Here is a 15834-nt window from a genome sequence, read left to right on the forward strand (position 1 = left end):
GGGTTCGCTGCCCTACCCGATTGCGTCCGTGAGTGCGCCCTCGGGTTCGCTGGCCTACTCGTTTGCGTCCTCGGATGGGTCCTCGAGTTCGCCGGCCTACTCGTTCGTGAACTCCTCCACCACCGTCGCGCCCAGCTCCCGCACGATCAGTTCTCTGCCGGAGAGGGCCGATTCGTTGAGGTCGGGGTCGTCGTCCTCCGGGATGTCGTCCTCGGGGGCGACCGGGGGCGGTTCCGGGGCGGAGGGCTGGGGTGCCGGGGTGGGGGCTGCCGACGGAGGGCGTGTCGACGGGGTCGGGGCGGCGGGTGCCGTGGGTGTGGGCTGGGGGGACTGGGAGGGCTGCGGGCGTTGCGCGGGGGCGGCCGGGGTGCCGTATGTGCTGGGGGCGCCGCCACCGCCGTAGCCGGCGTTGAAGTTCTGTGCGCCGCCGGTCGGCGCCGGGGCCGAGCCGCCCGACGCGTCGACGATGGCCTCGATCTTCCACTGGACGCCGAACTGTTCGCCCAGCGCCTGCTTCAGGACGTCCTCGCTGCCGCTGCTGACGAAGTTGTCACGGGCACCGGCGTTGACGAAGCCGAGCTGGAGGGTGGTGCCGTCGAAACCGGCCACCTGGGCGTTCTGGCTGAGCAGGATCCAGGTGAAGCGGCGGCGGTTCTTGACGGCCTCCAGGATGTTCGGCCAGAGCATGCGGGGGTCGAGGCCGCCGGCCGGGGGTGCGTAGGCGGCTGCGGCCGCGGGGGGTGCGGGCTGCGGGGCAGGTGCCGGGGTGGGGGTGGGCTGGGGTGCGGCGGGGGTGCCGGCGCCCGGTGCGGATGCGGGCTGGCCGCCGCCGCCCGCCGGGGTGGCCGTGGGCCAGCCGCCGGGGCGCCGGCCGCCGCCGGCGGGGGTGGCGGTGGGCCAGGCGCCGGGGGCGGGAGCGGGAGCGGGGGCGCCGGTGGGGGCGGAGGCGACGGGGGGCTCTTGGGCCGGCGGCTGCACTGGCGGTGCCGACGGCGTGGAGGGGGCTGGCTGAGCTGCCGGAACGGGCTGAGCTGGCTGACTCAGAGGGCTCGGCTGACCCGGCTGACCCGGCTGGGCATAGTGCCCCTGCTGACCCGGCTGCGCTCCCGCTCCCGCTTCCACGGGCCCTGCGCCTCCGCCTCCGCCTCGTACCGCCGCTCGCGCCGCGGCCGCGCCGCTGCCCGGCGGGATCGGGGCGGCAGCTGCGGATGCGTGGGCGTGGGCGTCGGGTCCGGGGACGTAGCCCATCGCGGGCGCGCCCATGCCTCCGGAGGCGTTGCCACCGGAGAAGTTGACGCCCCGCTCCAGGCGGTCGAGGCGGGCCATCACCGACCGCTCGTCTCCATACGCGGCCGGCAGCAGCACGCGCGCGCAGATCAGCTCGAGCTGGAGCCGAGGAGACGTGGCGCCCCGCATCTCGGTGAGGCCCTCGTTGACGAGGTCGGCGGCGCGGCTGAGTTCGGCGGGGCCGAATGTGCCTGCCTGGGCCTGCATCCGTTCCAGGACGTCGGCGGGGGCATCGATGAGCCCCGTCTCCGTGGCGTCGGGAACAGCGGCGAGGATGACGAGATCCCGCAGCCGCTCCAGCAGGTCCGCGACGAAGCGGCGCGGGTCGTTGCCGCCCTCGATGACCCGGTCCACGACCTCGAAGGCGGCGGCGCCGTCACCGGTGGCGAAGGCCTCGACGACGGAGTCCAGGAGCGAGCCGTCCGTGTAGCCGAGGAGGGAGGTGGCCATGGCGTAGGTCACACCCTCCTCCCGGGCACCGGCGAGGAGCTGGTCCATGACGGACATGGAGTCACGCACGGACCCCTGCCCGGCACGGACGACGAGCGGGAGCACGCCCTCCTCGACGGGGATGTTCTCCTTGCCGCACACCTCTCCGAGGTACTCGCGCAGGGTGCCGGGCGGCACGAGCCGGAAGGGGTAGTGATGGGTCCGGGACCGGATCGTCCCGATGACCTTCTCGGGCTCGGTGGTGGCGAAGATGAACTTGAGGTGCTCCGGGGGCTCCTCGACGACCTTCAGCAGCGCGTTGAAGCCGGCCGACGTGACCATGTGGGCCTCGTCGATGATGTAGATCTTGTATCGACTGCTCGCCGGCCCGAAGAAGGCCTTCTCGCGCAGCTCACGGGCGTCGTCCACACCACCGTGGGACGCGGCGTCGATCTCGATGACGTCGATGGAACCCGGCCCGTTCCTGGCCAGGTCCTGGCACGACTGACACTCGCCGCACGGGGTCGGAGTGGGCCCCTGCTCGCAGTTCAGGCAGCGGGCCAGGATGCGCGCACTGGTCGTCTTGCCACACCCGCGCGGACCGCTGAACAGGTACGCGTGATTGACCCGGTTGTTCCGCAGCGCCTGCTGCAACGGGTCGGTGACATGCTCCTGCCCGATGACCTCGGCGAACGACTCCGGGCGATAGCGGCGGTACAGCGCGAGAGACGACACGCATACGAGGTTATAGGCGCCCACTGACAACCCGGGCCCCGCGGAGGCTCCACCCACCCCGGGAACGCAAGCGCCCCCCACGCACCCGCCAGAGCCAACCTACCCTTGCTGCCTTCCGGCCCTGGGGGAGTTCAGTCAGATAGCGCCGCGTGAGGGGCTGCCCAAACAGTACCCGATGGCGGGGGGTGGGAACGAGTTCGCGAGCACTCCTCAACGTCTTGTATTGTTTGCGGCGGAGGATTCGCCTAGAGGCCTAGGGCGCACGCTTGGAAAGCGTGTTGGGGGCAACCCCTCACGAGTTCGAATCTCGTATCCTCCGCCAGTGCCTCACCGGGCACGATGTCGAGGGGCCCCACCGTTCGCGGTGGGGCCCTTCGTCGTTGTCCGTCTCAGTTTCCGTCTCAGTTCGTCTTCGGGAGCTCCCAGAGAGCGTCGCCGACTTGCTGTGCGACTTTCCGCAGCAGGGTTCCGGTGACGTGCATGTAGCGAGCGCGCATGCGTGCCGCTCCCCCGGGCTCCCATCCCATGATCGCGTCGACCACGACGTCCGGGACGCCGAGGATCAGGAGGACCGTCGCGGCGGTGTGGCGAGCGTCATGGAGACGGCCGTCTCGTACGCCCGCGTCCCGCAGCAGTCGCTTCCAGATGTGGAAGTCCGTGTTCGGGCTGAGAGGGCCGCCGGTCGGGGAGGCGAAGACGTAGCCCTTGTCCTCCCAGTCGGCACCGGCCGCCGTCCGCTCCTTCTCCTGTGCCTCCTGGTGCTGACGCAGGAGCTTGATCAGCGGGTCGGGCAGGCCGATCGTTCGACGCCCGGCGCGGGACTTGGTGGACTTGTGCTCGCGGCGGGTCTGCTGCTTCTGGGGGCAGTAGCCAGCTTTCCGGCCGCACGGGCTGTCGCCGCAGCCGTGGGCGTACTTGGGGCGGAGACGGTTCTTGCGGATGCGGACGTATCCCGCCTCCAGGTCGACGTCTTCCCAGTGCAGGCCGAGCGCCTCCCCCTGGCGGAGACCGAGCGCCAGGGCGACGACCCAGCGCGCGCTGTTGCGGAGCTTGGCGGCTTCGACGAGAAGGCTCTGAACCTCCTCGATCGTGAACGGCTCAATGTCGTCTTCTTCGAGGCGCGGAGCCTTGGCGATCTCGGCCACGTTGGTGGCGACGTGCCCGCGCCGCTTGGCCTCACCGAGGGCGACCCGGATCGTCCGGTGAGCGTGGTGGGCAGTGCCGGCGGAGCTCCCGGCTTCTTGCATCTTCCGATAGAAGCGCTCCAGGTGTTCGGGTTCCAGTTTGTCGAGCTTGTGGGCGCCCAGGCCGGGGACGAGGTGTACGCGTACGTCGACCTCGTAGCCGTCGTACGTGTTCTCGGAGACGTAGGGCTTGGCGATGTTCTCGACCCAGTGCTCAAGCCAGGCCTGGGCCGTCCAGCTCTGGCCCGGCTTCCTGAGCTTCTTCTCGTCCCGGGCCCGCTCCATGTCGCGGACAGCCCTGGTCACCTCGGCCTTGGTCTTGCGCTCGATGTGGCGGCGGTCCGGCTTGCCGTCATCGCGGACGCCGACCGTCACCCGGCCGTGCCACTTGCCGTCCTTGCCGAAGTAGATCGAGGAGGCCCCGTTGGGCTGACGAGTGCGCTTCTTCTCTGTCATGACGTCTCCTCTCAGGCTGCTTCGGCGGGGCGATGGCGAAGTTTGGCCACGTAGGCGGGGACGGCGTCGACCGGCACTCGCCGTAGACGGCCGACCGTGACGGACTCGATCTCTCCGGCGCGTACGAGCCGGAAGCACGTCGTACGGCCTATGCGCAGCCGTCGAGCCGTCTCCTCGACGGTCAGCAGGACCAAGGAAGGGTCGGCACTCCCCTGCACGCTGTCCACGGCTCGGGGCTCAGCCATGGGTGGGTTCTCCTTCCGTTCCGGGGGCGGGTTCAAGGGAGGCCGCGAGCCAGGTCTCAGCAGCGCTGAGGCCCGTTCCGGCGAAGACCCAGTGGGCGAGGACAAGCGTGGTTTCGCCGTCCTGCGGGGCAGGTGGTGCGGCTTGGGCGCGGCGCCATTCGGCGCGGGCATCGCGGAGGGCGCCGAGCGTGGTCGAGTAGCGGCGGGACTTGGTGGAGAAGTGGCCGCGGAAGCCGAGCATGTGCGCCCAGGCCCGTAGGCGGAGGTCTGCCAGGTCTGCTCGTGCGCCGAGGGTCCAGGCGGTGCGGATCATGCGTCGGGCGTGGTCGGTGATCCGGGCTTGGGCGAGTTCGGCGAGGAAGCGGATCGGACGGTCCAGGGTGCCCGTCGCCGTCTCCGCGCCCTTGGTTGCGTACTTGGCGATGTACGCCGCTACGGCGCGCTCGGTCAGCTCCTGGCCGCCGTCGAAGTCGGCGGACCGGATCGGACGGACGTCGAGCTGACGGCCGAAGACGAAGCAGTGAGACCGGCCGTCGACTTCGGGTCCGGCGATACGCGTGGCAGTGGCGGCGGCTCGGATGGCGTCGGAGAGCAGCTCGGTCGAGGCCCAGGCCGGGGGCGCCGTTTCCCCTCCCTCTGGGCCGTCGAGGCGGATGACCGCGTGGAAGTGGACCGCGCCGCGCTTCTGGTACTCGGCCACCTTCGCGAAGGAGATGCGGGCGTGGTCGTGGAAGGCCCGTTGGGTGAGGCCGGCGCGCTTGGCCACCTCTCGGCGGAGGTAGATCGAGAAGCGCCGCCACAGGACACCGGCGTGCGCGTTCCAGAGGACGGCGGCTTCGTAGTCGTAGGTGTCCGGGTCGAGGGGCGTCCCCAGGGCGGGATCGTTCTCGTCGTGCCAGATGCCGCAGCGACAGTTTCGGCCGCCATTGGGGCGGTTGTGGACCGGGCCGAAGCTCGGGGCGGTCAGGGTGGCGAAGACGCGGGGGTGAGTGGCGACCTGTTCCGGGGTGCCTTTGCCGCCACGCAGTCCGGCGGTGATCAGGTGATAGGTGTCGCGGCGGTAGGTCTCGGCGCAGGCGGCGCAGCGGGACGCGCGGCGGTTGTTGCAGCGGACCAGGAGCTGACCAGCGGGGAGCGTGGTGGAGTCGAGGTGGTGCAGGACGTTGCCGATCTCACCGGTCGTCCTGTCGACCGCGTACTCCGTGCGGTGGCCGTCGAGGCGGACGGGGTGCGTGCAGCCGCCCAGGCTGGAGAGTTGGCGGGCCAGCTCGGGCATGGTGCCGAGGGAGGCCAGCATGGAGAGTTCCGCCAGTGGGGGCGGAGTCTGCCGGGTGATGATGGGAGTTCCTTTCGGCTGTTTCGGCGGTTGGGAGGGACGGCCCCGGGGCGGCGGGATGCTTGGCGGCGTTGTTGCCGCCCCGGCGGTCGGTCAGCGCCTGTTGGCGCCGTTGAAGAGCGAGCGCAGGACCACGGCGGCGATGGCCACGGACACGGCCGATATGGCTACGGCCGCCAGCAGCGCCGTCAGGACGAAACCGACGACGACCACGGCAGCGACCGCGCCCACGTAGGGCGTCAGCGACTGGCCCGAGGAGGGCACCGGGGTCTGCCTCTGCTGTGGAACGACGGGTGTCGTCGGCAGCGTGGGAACGTCGGGAAGCTTGGGACGGAACATGGCTGACCTCCTTGTCACTTGTCAGTGCCGTTGACGACGTCGACCCCGGAGCGGGTGCCGGATTCGATGGCGGGGGCGAGGAAGGTGGAGGAGAGCCAGAAGCCGAACAGGGCGATCACGACGGCGACCCAGAGGCGGATGCCGAGAAACTTGATCGCGGCCCAGGAGATGACGCCCAAGACGAAGACGAGCGGGAGCGAGATGGTCACGGGTCCTCCTCAGCGGGCGGCGCAGCGGTGGGTACGAGCGGCCAACTCGGCGGCGGCGCGGCTGTCGTAGTCCGTGGAGAAGCCGCAGCGCGGCGCCGTGCAGGCGGCGGTGTGCTTCTCGCGGCCCCGGCCGTCGTACGACGTGCCGACCTGGACGGGGCCGATGCGGACGACTCGGCGGAAGCGGCGGTTGGCGGGCATCAGGCGATCTCCTTGTCTGAGGGCTCGGCGGTGAAGTCAGCGGCGTGGTCGATGAGCCAGCGGCGGATCTCGTCGCCCTCGTCGTTGTCGGCGGCGAGAATCACCGGCTCGGCGATGAGAAAGGCTTCCGTGAAGCGGTTCTGTCGGGTCAGCTCGGCGGCGCGGTTGAGCACGCGGAGCGTGGTTGGGTGCATGGTCGGAAGTTCTCCTGAGGTCAGGTGAGTTGAGATGCAATTGCTTCGGCGAGCGGCAGCGGTACGCCGAGCCGGGCGCGAAGTGTCGTCGTGTCGATGGGGGTTCCGGTTCGCGTGCGGTGGTCGTCGGCGACCTTGCGCGCGTGGGCGACGAGGGCGGGCGGCACGGTGGTTGCTGAAGGCTGAGCCGATGCCGTTGCCTTGTCGGGGAGTTGGGGCGCGGGAGAGGCCGGAAGGACGCTGTCCGGGATAGGCCGGGCGGCTTCCGGAGCCCGCGTGGTTTCCGGCTTCGGTTCCCCGTGGACCAGCAGGGTTCCGCCGAGGAAGGCGACGGCAGGCCAGCCGGCGACGAGAATGCGCAGCCAGGCCGGTACCGCGTCTAGGTCGAGCAGCCCAGCTGTGGCGACGTTGGCGCCGAGCGAGGCGGTCAGCGCGATGACAAACCAGCACCAGGCGGGCCCCTTGCTCCCACCGGAGCGAAGCCGCCGCCATGCGGCGACCAAGAGGAGGTCCACGCTGATCGGGTAGGCCCAGGCCTTCCAGCCGTCCTGTCCAGCAGCGGCAGCGAGGTCGTGTAGATGCGCGAAGGACAGAGCACCAGCGATGACGGCCTGGACCAGGACCGCGTCCACACGGAGGGCGGTACGGGCCATCAGGAGGCCTCGCCGGGATATTCGGGTCCGTCGGTGGGGTCGTAGTCGGGCGGGAGGAGGCCAGGCGGCGGTTCCGGCAAGGACGCGGCCAGGGACGGACCCACAGCAGCGATGAAATCGTCGTCCGCGTCCAAGTTGTGTGCGTGCAAGGCGAGTCGGCCGAGCATGACGACGGTCCGAGTGAAGTCCTCGCAGGCGGAGCACATGACAAGCGCCGTCCTTTCTTCGGGCATGGCGGGGTAGAGACTTGGCGCAATGTGGCCGCGCCGGCCGTGGGAGGGGTGCAGTTACTCGGCGACGGGGAGCGCGACGGTCACCGGCCCCGGAGCGTCCAGGGGCACGGGTGGCACGTACGGGCGGAACGTGGAGAGCGCCGGGACGTGCGGGGTGAGATGCGCCCTCTCACGGCACTTGGCCGCAGCGTCAGCGAGGGAGAGGTACGGCGTGCGGATGCGGGACCAACCCCCGGAGGTGTCGCCCATGACGGCCAGGCCGGGCAGCTCGGCGGCGATGGCGCAGGCCGCGTAGACCGACTCGGGCGCGATGTCGCCGAGCGCCATCTTCGCTGAGGCTTCGTCGTTCACGCGGTGGCAGACTCGGCCCGTGAGCTGGGCCCGGAGCATGGTCGCTCCCTTGCCCAGTTCGGCCCCGAAACGCTGTCCGCATACCTCCAGGTAGATGCCAGCAGCGCGACCGAGTTGAGCGAGACGGATCAGCTGGGTCACCATCTCGTCCCGCCGTTCCTCCTCCTTCCGTGTGGCGACGAGGAAGAGTTCGGCCACCTCGTCGATGAACAGCACGATGGGAGCCGGGCGTTCGTGTTCCGGCAGCCCCCAGATGTCCGAGGTGATCAGCTCCTCCGGGGCCCCGGGCGCGATGCCCTGCCGGGCCTTGATCAGGTCGTAGCGGTCCTCCATTTCCTTCACGAGGACGGGCAGCAGCTCAGCCGCCTGTGTCGGGTCGGTGGCGAGCGCGGAGAGCCGGGGCGCGAAGGGCGCCAGTTCAACACCGCGCTTGCAGTCGATACCGACCAGAACCACCGGCTGAGCAGCCAGGCCAGTGAGCAGGTTGCGCAGGTACATGGACTTGCCGGACAGCGTGGCGCCCAGGACCAGTTCATGCGGTACAGCCCGGTAGTCGCGTAAGAACGCCGTCGCGTCCTCCCGCAGGGCCACCGGCACCCGGAGGAAGCCCCCGCGGGCCCGGCGTGGCATCCGCACGTTCCGCAGGACGTTGAAGCCGACCAGGCGCAGTTCGACGACACCAGGCTTGATGTCCCGCACGTAGACGGCGTGCACGCCCCAGGCGTGCCGGAGCCGTTCGGCCGAGGCCGCGACATCCGCCGGCTCCTGGCCCGGGGCCAGCCGCAGACGGATACGCAGGCCGGTCGAGGTGGGACGGATGAGCCCCCGGCGAGGCGGCACCGGCCGGATCTCACGGCGAGTGGTCGCCTTGAGGGCCAGCGCCCGCCAGCGGGACGGTTCGACCGTCAGGCCGCACGCGTCCATCGTCGAGGAGTACGAGGCCAGCAACCGGGCCACCGATACCGGCAGCCCGATCGTGGACCAGTACGCCGCCGGGTGAGCGTGCCGGGCGTAGGCCGCGCCGCCTATCGCAGCGAGCGCCCCGCCCACCTCGGCCACCGTCGTCAGATCGTTCACGTCGATCAGACCGCCTCAGCCATCGGGAAGGCGCCCGGAGCGATAGCGGATGCCCGGTAGGCGATGCCGTGCCGCTGCTGGCCGTTGAACACGCTCTCCCACGGCCGAGCCACCAGCCCCGGAAGGGAGACGGGAGCACCGACGGCCAAGCCGTCCGTCACCCCGCTCTCGGGAACGGTGACCTGGATCAGCGACGACTCCCCCTCGTCGATGAATACCACGCCGACCGTCATCAGAGCCTCACCGCTGACCGCGTCCTTGGCGATCTCGCCGGTCTGCCGGTCGCGCACCTTCGGCGCCGGCGCTTCGGTCAGCAGGATCGTCGCGGACGTGGTGTCGATACGGATCACACGCACAGGGATTTCTCCTTCAGAGAGTCAATCAACCCGCCGCCTGACAAGTTGACTTAGCAAGTTCGAAGTTAGAGTTGCCAGGTTGACTTGTCAAGTGAGCTTCGGCGGCAACTCGCCCCGAATGAGGCTCAGTTCAGACGGTAGGTGTCTTCCAGTTCCTGCCGATCAGCAGGAAGGAGCACGTCAGAGACTTGCAGCGCTTGCCCCGAGGCATCACAGGCGATCACGAGAACGCTCAGGACCGGCACGCCGTCCGGCAGGTGCAGCAGCTGCGCCACCTCAGCCTCAGGCAGTCGAGCCGACACACGTTCCGTCACGTGATCGAAGCGGACCTTCTTCCGCAGCTCCAAGTGCTCACGCCCACTGCCGATCAGGGGTTCGTCGACCGCCAAGTCCGTTCCGTCGACCAGGGAAGCGGGAAAGTACGACGAGACCAGCTCGATCGGTTCGCCGTCCTCCTCGACGAGGAAGCGTCGCACGACGGCAGTGGCCCGCTTGGGCAACCCGAGCGCCGAAGCGATGCGGGGCGGCACGGTCACTTCACCGACCTCGATCAGGCGACCCGAGGTCAGCGTCTCATCGCGCTCCAGCGCCTCGCGCCCCCGTCGATCCTTCTCGGCTACGACCGCCGGCCGACCGCGCACGATCGTGCCGTACCCCTGCCGCGACTCCAGCCAGCCATCCCGCTTGAGCAGTTCCAAGGCCCGCACGACAGTCGGGCGGGACATCCCGAAGGCCTGCACCAACTGGTTCTCACTGGGAACCCGGGTGCCAGGCGCGTACGTGCCGTCCTCGATGCGACGCTGAATTGTCTGCGCGAGGCGCACGTACTTCGGTGGCTCCACTTCATACGCCATGTACGCCGCCCGTCGGGATTGGCCAAGTCAACTGGTCAACCAGACTAGCGCTCCACGCATCTATGGATGCGTTAGGGTGGGGCAATTTTTCAGGCAGGCCAGGCATCGGCGACCACGAAAGAGACCACCGTCCCGCCGATGCGACTGGGCCCGGAGTGCCAGGAGTCGGCGATCGAGTCGACGAGCAGAAGTCCCCGTCCGTGTGCATCGTTGGCGTCCGGCCGACGCATCCGCACGTTCGCCGGAAACCCGGGATTGTGCACCTCCACGCGGAGCGAAGTCCCGTCGCGGAACCACTCCACCCGCACGACCCAGGTGTCGTCCGATCGCCCGTACAGGATGGCGTTCGTGACCAGTTCGGAGATCATCAGGGCACAGTCGTCGACCGAGCAGGCCGGGTCGTACGGCGCGATGAACTTCCGAAACCAGCGCCGGGCCATCGACACGGAGTCCGGAAGCGGATGCAAGGTCATCGCTCCGAGGAACTCCGGGCCGGGCGTGCCGCGTTCATGGGTGCTGTTGCCCATGCGTGCTCACTCCTTGCCAGTGCCGTCGCAGTCGAGGCACCGTCGCTTTGATGTGGCACGGGCACGGTCATTGACGGTAGAGAGCGCCAGCACCGTGCGGGAGCTGACGCGCTTCCAGCCGCGCCCCCGGCATCCCCGGCAGGCTAAGTGCGTGCCTTGATCCGGCCGCTTTCCCGTCACACCGTGCCCCCTTCCAGTAAGTGGCCTTAGCCACTTACTGGATAGTGGCATTAGCCACTCGTAGCGTGCAAGCACTTCCACGGAACTGATGGCCCATCAGGTCAGCGGATAGCCTTGCTCGAACGCCCAACGGTGCGGCGGGTAGGTGGCTTCGGCGAACTCCAACGGCCGGTCCTGAAGGTCGAAGACGACGTGGTGGACGATCAACACCGCAGAGCCAGGCTCCAGCTTCAGGTCCATGGCTTCTTCGTCCGTCGCGGCCCGTGCGCACATGCGGTCCTCGGCGTAACTCCCCTGGCGCTCCGTCATGTTCTCGACGTACATCAGGGTGCCCTCCTGAATCCGCTCGGGGTCGAGCAGCTTGGGCGCCCTCTGGCCGACGTCCGGGGCAAACCACGAGGTGGACAAAGTGATGGGCCCGTCCTGGTTGTTCGTGATGCGCCGGCGATGCACAGCCCGCCGATCCTTGACCAAGCCCAACGCCTCAGCAACGTGATCAGGCGCCTCCAGCCAGCCCGCCGACGTGATGACCGCGTACTCACCAGGGGTATAGATCTTCCCCGTCTGACGCGCCCGCCCGTACAACTCCCGTGCCCGGCGGTTCACTTCGAGGCTCCGCACGTAAGTGCCCGACCCCTGCCGCTTCTCGACCAGGCCCTGATGACTCAGCGCTTCCAGCGAGCGTGCCGCCGTTGGCCTCGACACCTTCCAGTCCGCAGCGAGTTGCCGCTCTGAGGGCACCTCGTCGCCCGGCCGTAGATCTCCCCTCAGGATCTGATCCCGGATGAAGTGCGCGATCTGGAGATACTTCGGCTGAGCCTCCTCAATCTGAGGCATGCTCCCTCCCTGTCCAAGTGGCTATGGCCTCTAGCCACTATAGGGTGAGTGGCCAATGGGCAAACCCGTACGCTGTCCGCATGACGCGGTTGATCGTCGCAGCAGGAGGAGGGGGCGACGCAGTCGCCGCCGCAATGCTTGACGCCGCCCTGTACGGGGACGCAGACCGGGCGGTGATCTTCACGTACGCGTGGGACCGCTTGCTCATCGATCCGGTACCGGGTCCCCGAGGCGCCCACGACTTCACCGGCCTCGAACAGCTCACCGCGTCTGTGTGGGCAGTGCCGGCCGAGGCCCGCCCGATCGCTCCGGCAGGTTCCACGCTCCCGCGACTTGCGGCGGAGCTCCCGCATACGTTCGCGCTGATCGACCCGTATCAGGGCGTCGAGGGCGTCACGCGGCAACTCGAAGAGCTGGTGCGCCACTTGGAGCCCGAGTCGATCGACCTCCTGGACGTCGGCGGCGACATCCTGGCCCGGGGTGACGAGCCGACGCTCAAGAGTCCGCTTGCCGATGCCCTCACACTCGCCGCGTGCTGCCAAGTAGACGCGTCCATCCGCCTGTTGGTCGCAGGCCCCGGCCTAGACGGCGAACTAGCGCCCGATGACCTCAGCGGCATGCTCGGATCTCTCGTCCATACCTTCGTTGCGAAGGATGTGGAGCCGATCAGCTCGGTTCTGGACTGGCATCCGTCCGAGGCAACCGGAATGCTCGCGGCGACGGCACGAGGGGTACGGGGTACCTGCGAGGTGCGAGACGCAGGCCTACCCGTGCTACTCACGGGCGAAGGTCCCACGGTCCACGAGGCCAACATAGACGCGGCGTTGAGCCGCAACCAGTTGGCCCGCGCGATCACTGCGACAGTCACCCTGGCCGACGTGGAGACACACAGCCGCGAAATCTGCGGCTACTCGGAGATTGACTACGAGCGAAACAAAGCCGCATGGCTCAGCAAGCAGGCTCCGCCGAGGCTGGACCCCGAGGCGTTCCTAGCCCAACTGAATCGCTTCGAGGCTGAAGCCCGAGACCGCGGTGTCACCCACACAACATTTCGCCACATCACTGAGGCCCTGAACTTCGACGGCTCTCAGCACGCTGAACTGCGCCAGCTCCTCATCCAGTGCCGTCCAGACCAGTACGATCCGCCGATCTGGAGCATCGCGGCCGGCACTAACCGTTCCGCACCTCAGCCATGAGCGGTTTCGCGGATGCCGTCGGAGTGAAACCTGGGGTTGGACGTGATGGGCGGCAGAGCAGGGGCCGCACTACCAAGGCAGTGAGTCAGGCCCGCCGCTCAGCCAGTGCAGCAAGAGCGCGACTACGGCACTCCCCGCAGCCGCCCCGGCTCCACGTACGACAGCAAAGGCTGCGGCTGTTGCCAAACGTCGTTTCCTCGACTGCCTGGAAAGCTCACTCATCCTGAGACCCTCCCCATAAGCCCTGTTGGGCGACGACTACTTACTCGCGACGGTTCCTAGGGTGCCCACACGGGCAGGCTCATGGGACTCATCGCAACGCCTTAGGACGTGCACGGACGGCTTAGAACACGACCCAACGGTCTTGGACGGCACCAAACACTTTCGAACGAGTTGGAAGGAGGCACATGGGGAGGCCTGGCTACTTGCGCAAGCCGGAGGGGCTCACTGGTCCACTCGCGGAGCTCAATGAGGAACTACATCGACTCCACGTAGAGGCAGGAGCCCCCTCGCTTGAGTCGATGAGGAAGGCTCTCGAGGAGACTCCTCATTCACGCAGCAGGATCTACGACGCCTTCACGAAAAATCGACTTCCGGCCTGGCCGCTCATTCAGGATCTACTGCATGTCCTTGCCGAACAGCATCACTCTGAAACGGCAGCCGAGTTGCTACCTACCTGGCACAGGCTCTGGTACGAGTCATGGAAGTTGGAGAGCGCAGCCAAGGCAACAGCAGCCCTACAGCAAGCTAGGCCCCCTTCGGATGAGATTCCCATTCACTATTTGTCGTTGCCCAATGATCTGGGTTTCCACATCCAGCGATACTGCACCGTATGCAATCAAATGACTCATCATCTCCGCCTCACCGAGACAGAAAAGGAATATATTCGCGAGCTGACAGGGCGCATGTATACAGATGACCTAATAGTCTGCGGAAACTCGCACTGCCGGGCCGTGCGCACATTCTTCAACAAGATGCCTCTACCCAATCCGAGCGCTCCCGACAACCCCCATGAATGAGCGCCATGCAGGCCACTGCGCCATCTGAGTTACAACCTTCTCTACTAGTTCAAGGCCCGCGCACGGCGCGGGCGCGCGCCGCCTCTGCGGCGCGGCCTGCCTCCTGTCTTCGCCCCGGCTGGCCGCGCCCGGCGGCGCGCTCGGCGGCTGCGGGCATGGAGTGGGAGACACCCTCTGTGGCTGGGGCGGTCGGCTCCACGGCTTTAGGCAGCCAATTTGGCGCGAGCCTCGAAGATCATGGCCCAAAATCGGGCACTAACGGGCAGGCTCACAAACCTGCCCGATCCGCTGGCTAGCGTAATGGGCCATGATCACTCGCGCCAAATCAGCTCCAGCCCAAAGCCGCTCCGCCGCCCTTGCGTAAGCGCGCATGCTCAGAGTGTCTTCCCTTCCATCCAATCCTGAACCCTAGCCAGCAGTCCCTGTGTCTCCGCATCAGTAAATCTGTCACCCGCTTTTGGGGTGTAATCATCGATAGTCTTCTTCATTTCACTGAAGGTTCTCTTCTTATTGCCCAGGCGATGAGCAGCGTCCGACGGCTCGACATCAGACAACAATCTCTCGAGCATGTCATGCGCGAAAGCTTTAAGGCTCTTATCGTTGTCGTCTTTTATTACCGCCTCAAGGAGTGGGCATATCCAGTGATGACCGTCGGTCCACCACTGCTTCGGCTTAGACGTCAAGAATTTAGGAAGTCCGGTAAGCAGTGCAAGGCGTGCATCCCAAGGCAGTTTAGCGGGCCACTTTTTTTCCAAAATTGCCGGAAACTCATATTGCCCGGCAGATGCGTAGCACAGCTGGTCGGCGTGCTGATAAAAAAGCCTTGCCGCTTCGATCTGGCTCTCGGGCGTTCCGTCCTCAAGTACTTCGTCGATGATCCAGATTGCACTTGCGGTGTCGGCTGCATCCTCACGCCAGGTCGCCGAAAGCATCCTCATGGCAATCACAGGGTGATACAGGTGGACGAGAGTCGAGAGGGCCCCCGCCAGCACCGCTTTCTGCGCGTAACTTCCGTCCTCCCTGTGCGTCAGAGCGATCCCTTTAACAGCAGTATCCAGACCGAGACGCCTCTCGGCTTGCCGGTTATGATTTGCGGTGACGAGGAGCCCAGTAAGTGTGACCGCAGCAGCTATACCGGAACCTATGAATGCCCACAACGCCTTGGTGTCCTTGGCATCCAGGGCACCCTTATCGAAATCAAAAAGGTTGGACCGAATGGCTACAGTGACCGCGAGGAGATACAAAGGTGCCACGACGAGAAGTGCCACCGCGATCAGCGAGATGAGGTTTATTCGCCGATTCTTTCGAGGTGTTGACGTGCTCCGCATCGCCGACCCCTAACTCCGTCGTCCGTTTGATAAACAGGACCCTAAGACAAGCTTCACAGGGGGTCGCCGTGACGGCCACGAGTGTTAGGCCAATTAGGTTAATGGGCCGCCTCAACGACTGTGAGGGCGTCAAGACGGTGAGCACGCGTCCTGGTGGAGGCACGGCAACAGGCGAAGACAAGGGTGCATCGCTTGTGCGCTCAGATGACATCACCGGTGCTGACAGCCCCACCCGGGCCGTCCAAGGTCATCCGACGCCGAACGACCGCTGTTTAGACGTCGTCTCAGCGTCTGACGGCAACGACCGTGCACGGCAGCAGCGCTCGGCGGCCTGACACGGTGGAGGCACGGAACGATCAGACCGGCCCCTCACGGCATGCCCGCATCTTCTAAGCACCTGGTCACCATAAGCGCCCTCCCGGGCCGCTTTGGGGCCGTGGAAGGGCGCTCAATGGTGACCGACGTCGACAGGTGCCGACAGCTCGGCAGCAGGTCAGGGCGTTGATCGATAAGGCGGCCACAGGTCACGGCCGCCCATGATCAGTTGTGGCTGAACTGAGCCCCGACCAGTCTCAGGCTCAGTGCTCCTGTGTACGAGGCTGCCGTAG

Annotated in this window: 16 protein-coding genes, 1 tRNA gene and 1 other RNA gene; 2 read left to right on the forward strand and 16 right to left on the reverse strand. The window is 67.2% G+C overall.

Annotation, left to right across the window (positions count from 1 at the left end; all coding sequences use genetic code 11):
- Positions 1-96 precede the first annotated feature (96 nt).
- Together CRP56_RS20335 and ffs are read right to left on the reverse strand one after the other, a co-directional pair.
- Positions 97-2451 carry a DNA polymerase III subunit gamma and tau gene (locus CRP56_RS20335; protein ID WP_097265970.1) on the reverse strand — a complete coding sequence of 785 codons (2355 nt, stop codon included), beginning with the start codon at positions 2449-2451 and terminating at the stop codon, positions 97-99.
- Positions 2452-2514: 63 nt separating this feature from the next.
- Positions 2515-2613: signal recognition particle sRNA small type (ffs, locus tag CRP56_RS20340), an RNA gene on the reverse strand.
- 72 nt (positions 2614-2685) lie between these two features.
- On the opposite strand from ffs, the gene CRP56_RS20345 reads away from it, so the two are divergent.
- Positions 2686-2773 (forward strand) — tRNA-Ser (locus tag CRP56_RS20345).
- Positions 2774-2852: 79 nt separating this feature from the next.
- On the opposite strand, the gene CRP56_RS20350 is transcribed toward CRP56_RS20345, so the two are convergent.
- The 13 genes from CRP56_RS20350 to CRP56_RS20415 form a co-directional block, all read right to left on the reverse strand.
- Positions 2853-4091, reverse strand: a complete 1239-nt coding sequence (locus CRP56_RS20350) for a tyrosine-type recombinase/integrase (protein WP_097265972.1) — start codon at positions 4089-4091, stop codon at positions 2853-2855.
- A gap of 11 nt (positions 4092-4102) precedes the next feature.
- The gene (locus CRP56_RS20355; RefSeq protein ID WP_097265975.1) at positions 4103-4336 is read right to left on the reverse strand and encodes an excisionase family DNA-binding protein; all 234 of its coding nucleotides are present in this window, start codon (positions 4334-4336) and stop codon (positions 4103-4105) included.
- Positions 4329-5633 carry a replication initiator gene (locus CRP56_RS20360; RefSeq protein WP_097265977.1) on the reverse strand — a complete coding sequence of 435 codons (1305 nt, stop codon included), beginning with the start codon at positions 5631-5633 and terminating at the stop codon, positions 4329-4331. Before CRP56_RS20360 ends, CRP56_RS20355 begins: the two co-directional genes overlap by 8 nt.
- Positions 5634-5765: 132 nt before the next feature.
- Positions 5766-6011 carry a SpdD protein gene (locus tag CRP56_RS20365; protein WP_097265979.1) on the reverse strand — a complete coding sequence of 82 codons (246 nt, stop codon included), beginning with the start codon at positions 6009-6011 and terminating at the stop codon, positions 5766-5768.
- A 14-nt stretch (positions 6012-6025) separates the two neighbouring features.
- Positions 6026-6220 (reverse strand): hypothetical protein, encoded by a 195-nt coding sequence (locus CRP56_RS20370; RefSeq protein ID WP_097265981.1) that lies wholly within the window; start codon positions 6218-6220, stop codon positions 6026-6028.
- Positions 6221-6229: 9 nt separating this feature from the next.
- On the reverse strand, positions 6230-6421 hold the full coding sequence (locus tag CRP56_RS20375; RefSeq protein ID WP_067435640.1) for a mobile element transfer protein: 192 nt from the start codon (positions 6419-6421) through the stop codon (positions 6230-6232).
- On the reverse strand, positions 6421-6615 hold the full coding sequence (locus tag CRP56_RS20380) for a hypothetical protein (protein WP_097265983.1): 195 nt from the start codon (positions 6613-6615) through the stop codon (positions 6421-6423). The genes CRP56_RS20375 and CRP56_RS20380 overlap by 1 nt, the downstream gene beginning before the upstream one ends.
- A gap of 20 nt (positions 6616-6635) precedes the next feature.
- Complete coding sequence (locus CRP56_RS20385) at positions 6636-7268, reverse strand: DUF2637 domain-containing protein (protein WP_097265985.1); 633 nt, start codon at positions 7266-7268, stop codon at positions 6636-6638.
- Positions 7269-7555: 287 nt separating this feature from the next.
- Complete coding sequence (locus CRP56_RS20395; RefSeq protein WP_097265989.1) at positions 7556-8929, reverse strand: FtsK/SpoIIIE domain-containing protein; 1374 nt, start codon at positions 8927-8929, stop codon at positions 7556-7558.
- A gap of 5 nt (positions 8930-8934) precedes the next feature.
- The gene (locus CRP56_RS20400) at positions 8935-9285 is read right to left on the reverse strand and encodes an SCO3933 family regulatory protein (RefSeq protein WP_097265991.1); all 351 of its coding nucleotides are present in this window, start codon (positions 9283-9285) and stop codon (positions 8935-8937) included.
- Between the two features lie 125 nt (positions 9286-9410).
- A complete protein-coding gene (locus CRP56_RS20405) occupies positions 9411-10139 on the reverse strand; it encodes a GntR family transcriptional regulator (protein WP_097265994.1) in 729 nt (242 codons plus the stop codon).
- An 89-nt stretch (positions 10140-10228) separates the two neighbouring features.
- Complete coding sequence (locus CRP56_RS20410) at positions 10229-10666, reverse strand: ATP-binding protein (protein WP_097265996.1); 438 nt, start codon at positions 10664-10666, stop codon at positions 10229-10231.
- Between the two features lie 276 nt (positions 10667-10942).
- Positions 10943-11683: a GntR family transcriptional regulator gene (locus tag CRP56_RS20415; RefSeq protein WP_097265998.1), complete on the reverse strand. Its 741-nt coding sequence runs from the start codon at positions 11681-11683 to the stop codon at positions 10943-10945.
- An 80-nt stretch (positions 11684-11763) separates the two neighbouring features.
- Here CRP56_RS20415 and CRP56_RS20420 point away from each other — a divergent pair, with 80 nt between their 5' ends.
- Positions 11764-12879 (forward strand): DUF1152 domain-containing protein, encoded by a 1116-nt coding sequence (locus CRP56_RS20420; RefSeq protein ID WP_097266000.1) that lies wholly within the window; start codon positions 11764-11766, stop codon positions 12877-12879.
- 1393 nt (positions 12880-14272) lie between these two features.
- On the opposite strand, the gene CRP56_RS47140 is transcribed toward CRP56_RS20420, so the two are convergent.
- Positions 14273-15166, reverse strand: coding sequence for a hypothetical protein (locus CRP56_RS47140; protein ID WP_143664915.1), 894 nt, complete (start codon positions 15164-15166; stop codon positions 14273-14275).
- Between the last annotated feature and the right edge of the window lie 668 nt (positions 15167-15834).

It is taken from the genome of Streptomyces sp. TLI_55 (assembly GCF_900206255.1).
Lineage (GTDB): Bacteria > Actinomycetota > Actinomycetes > Streptomycetales > Streptomycetaceae > Streptomyces > Streptomyces aquilus.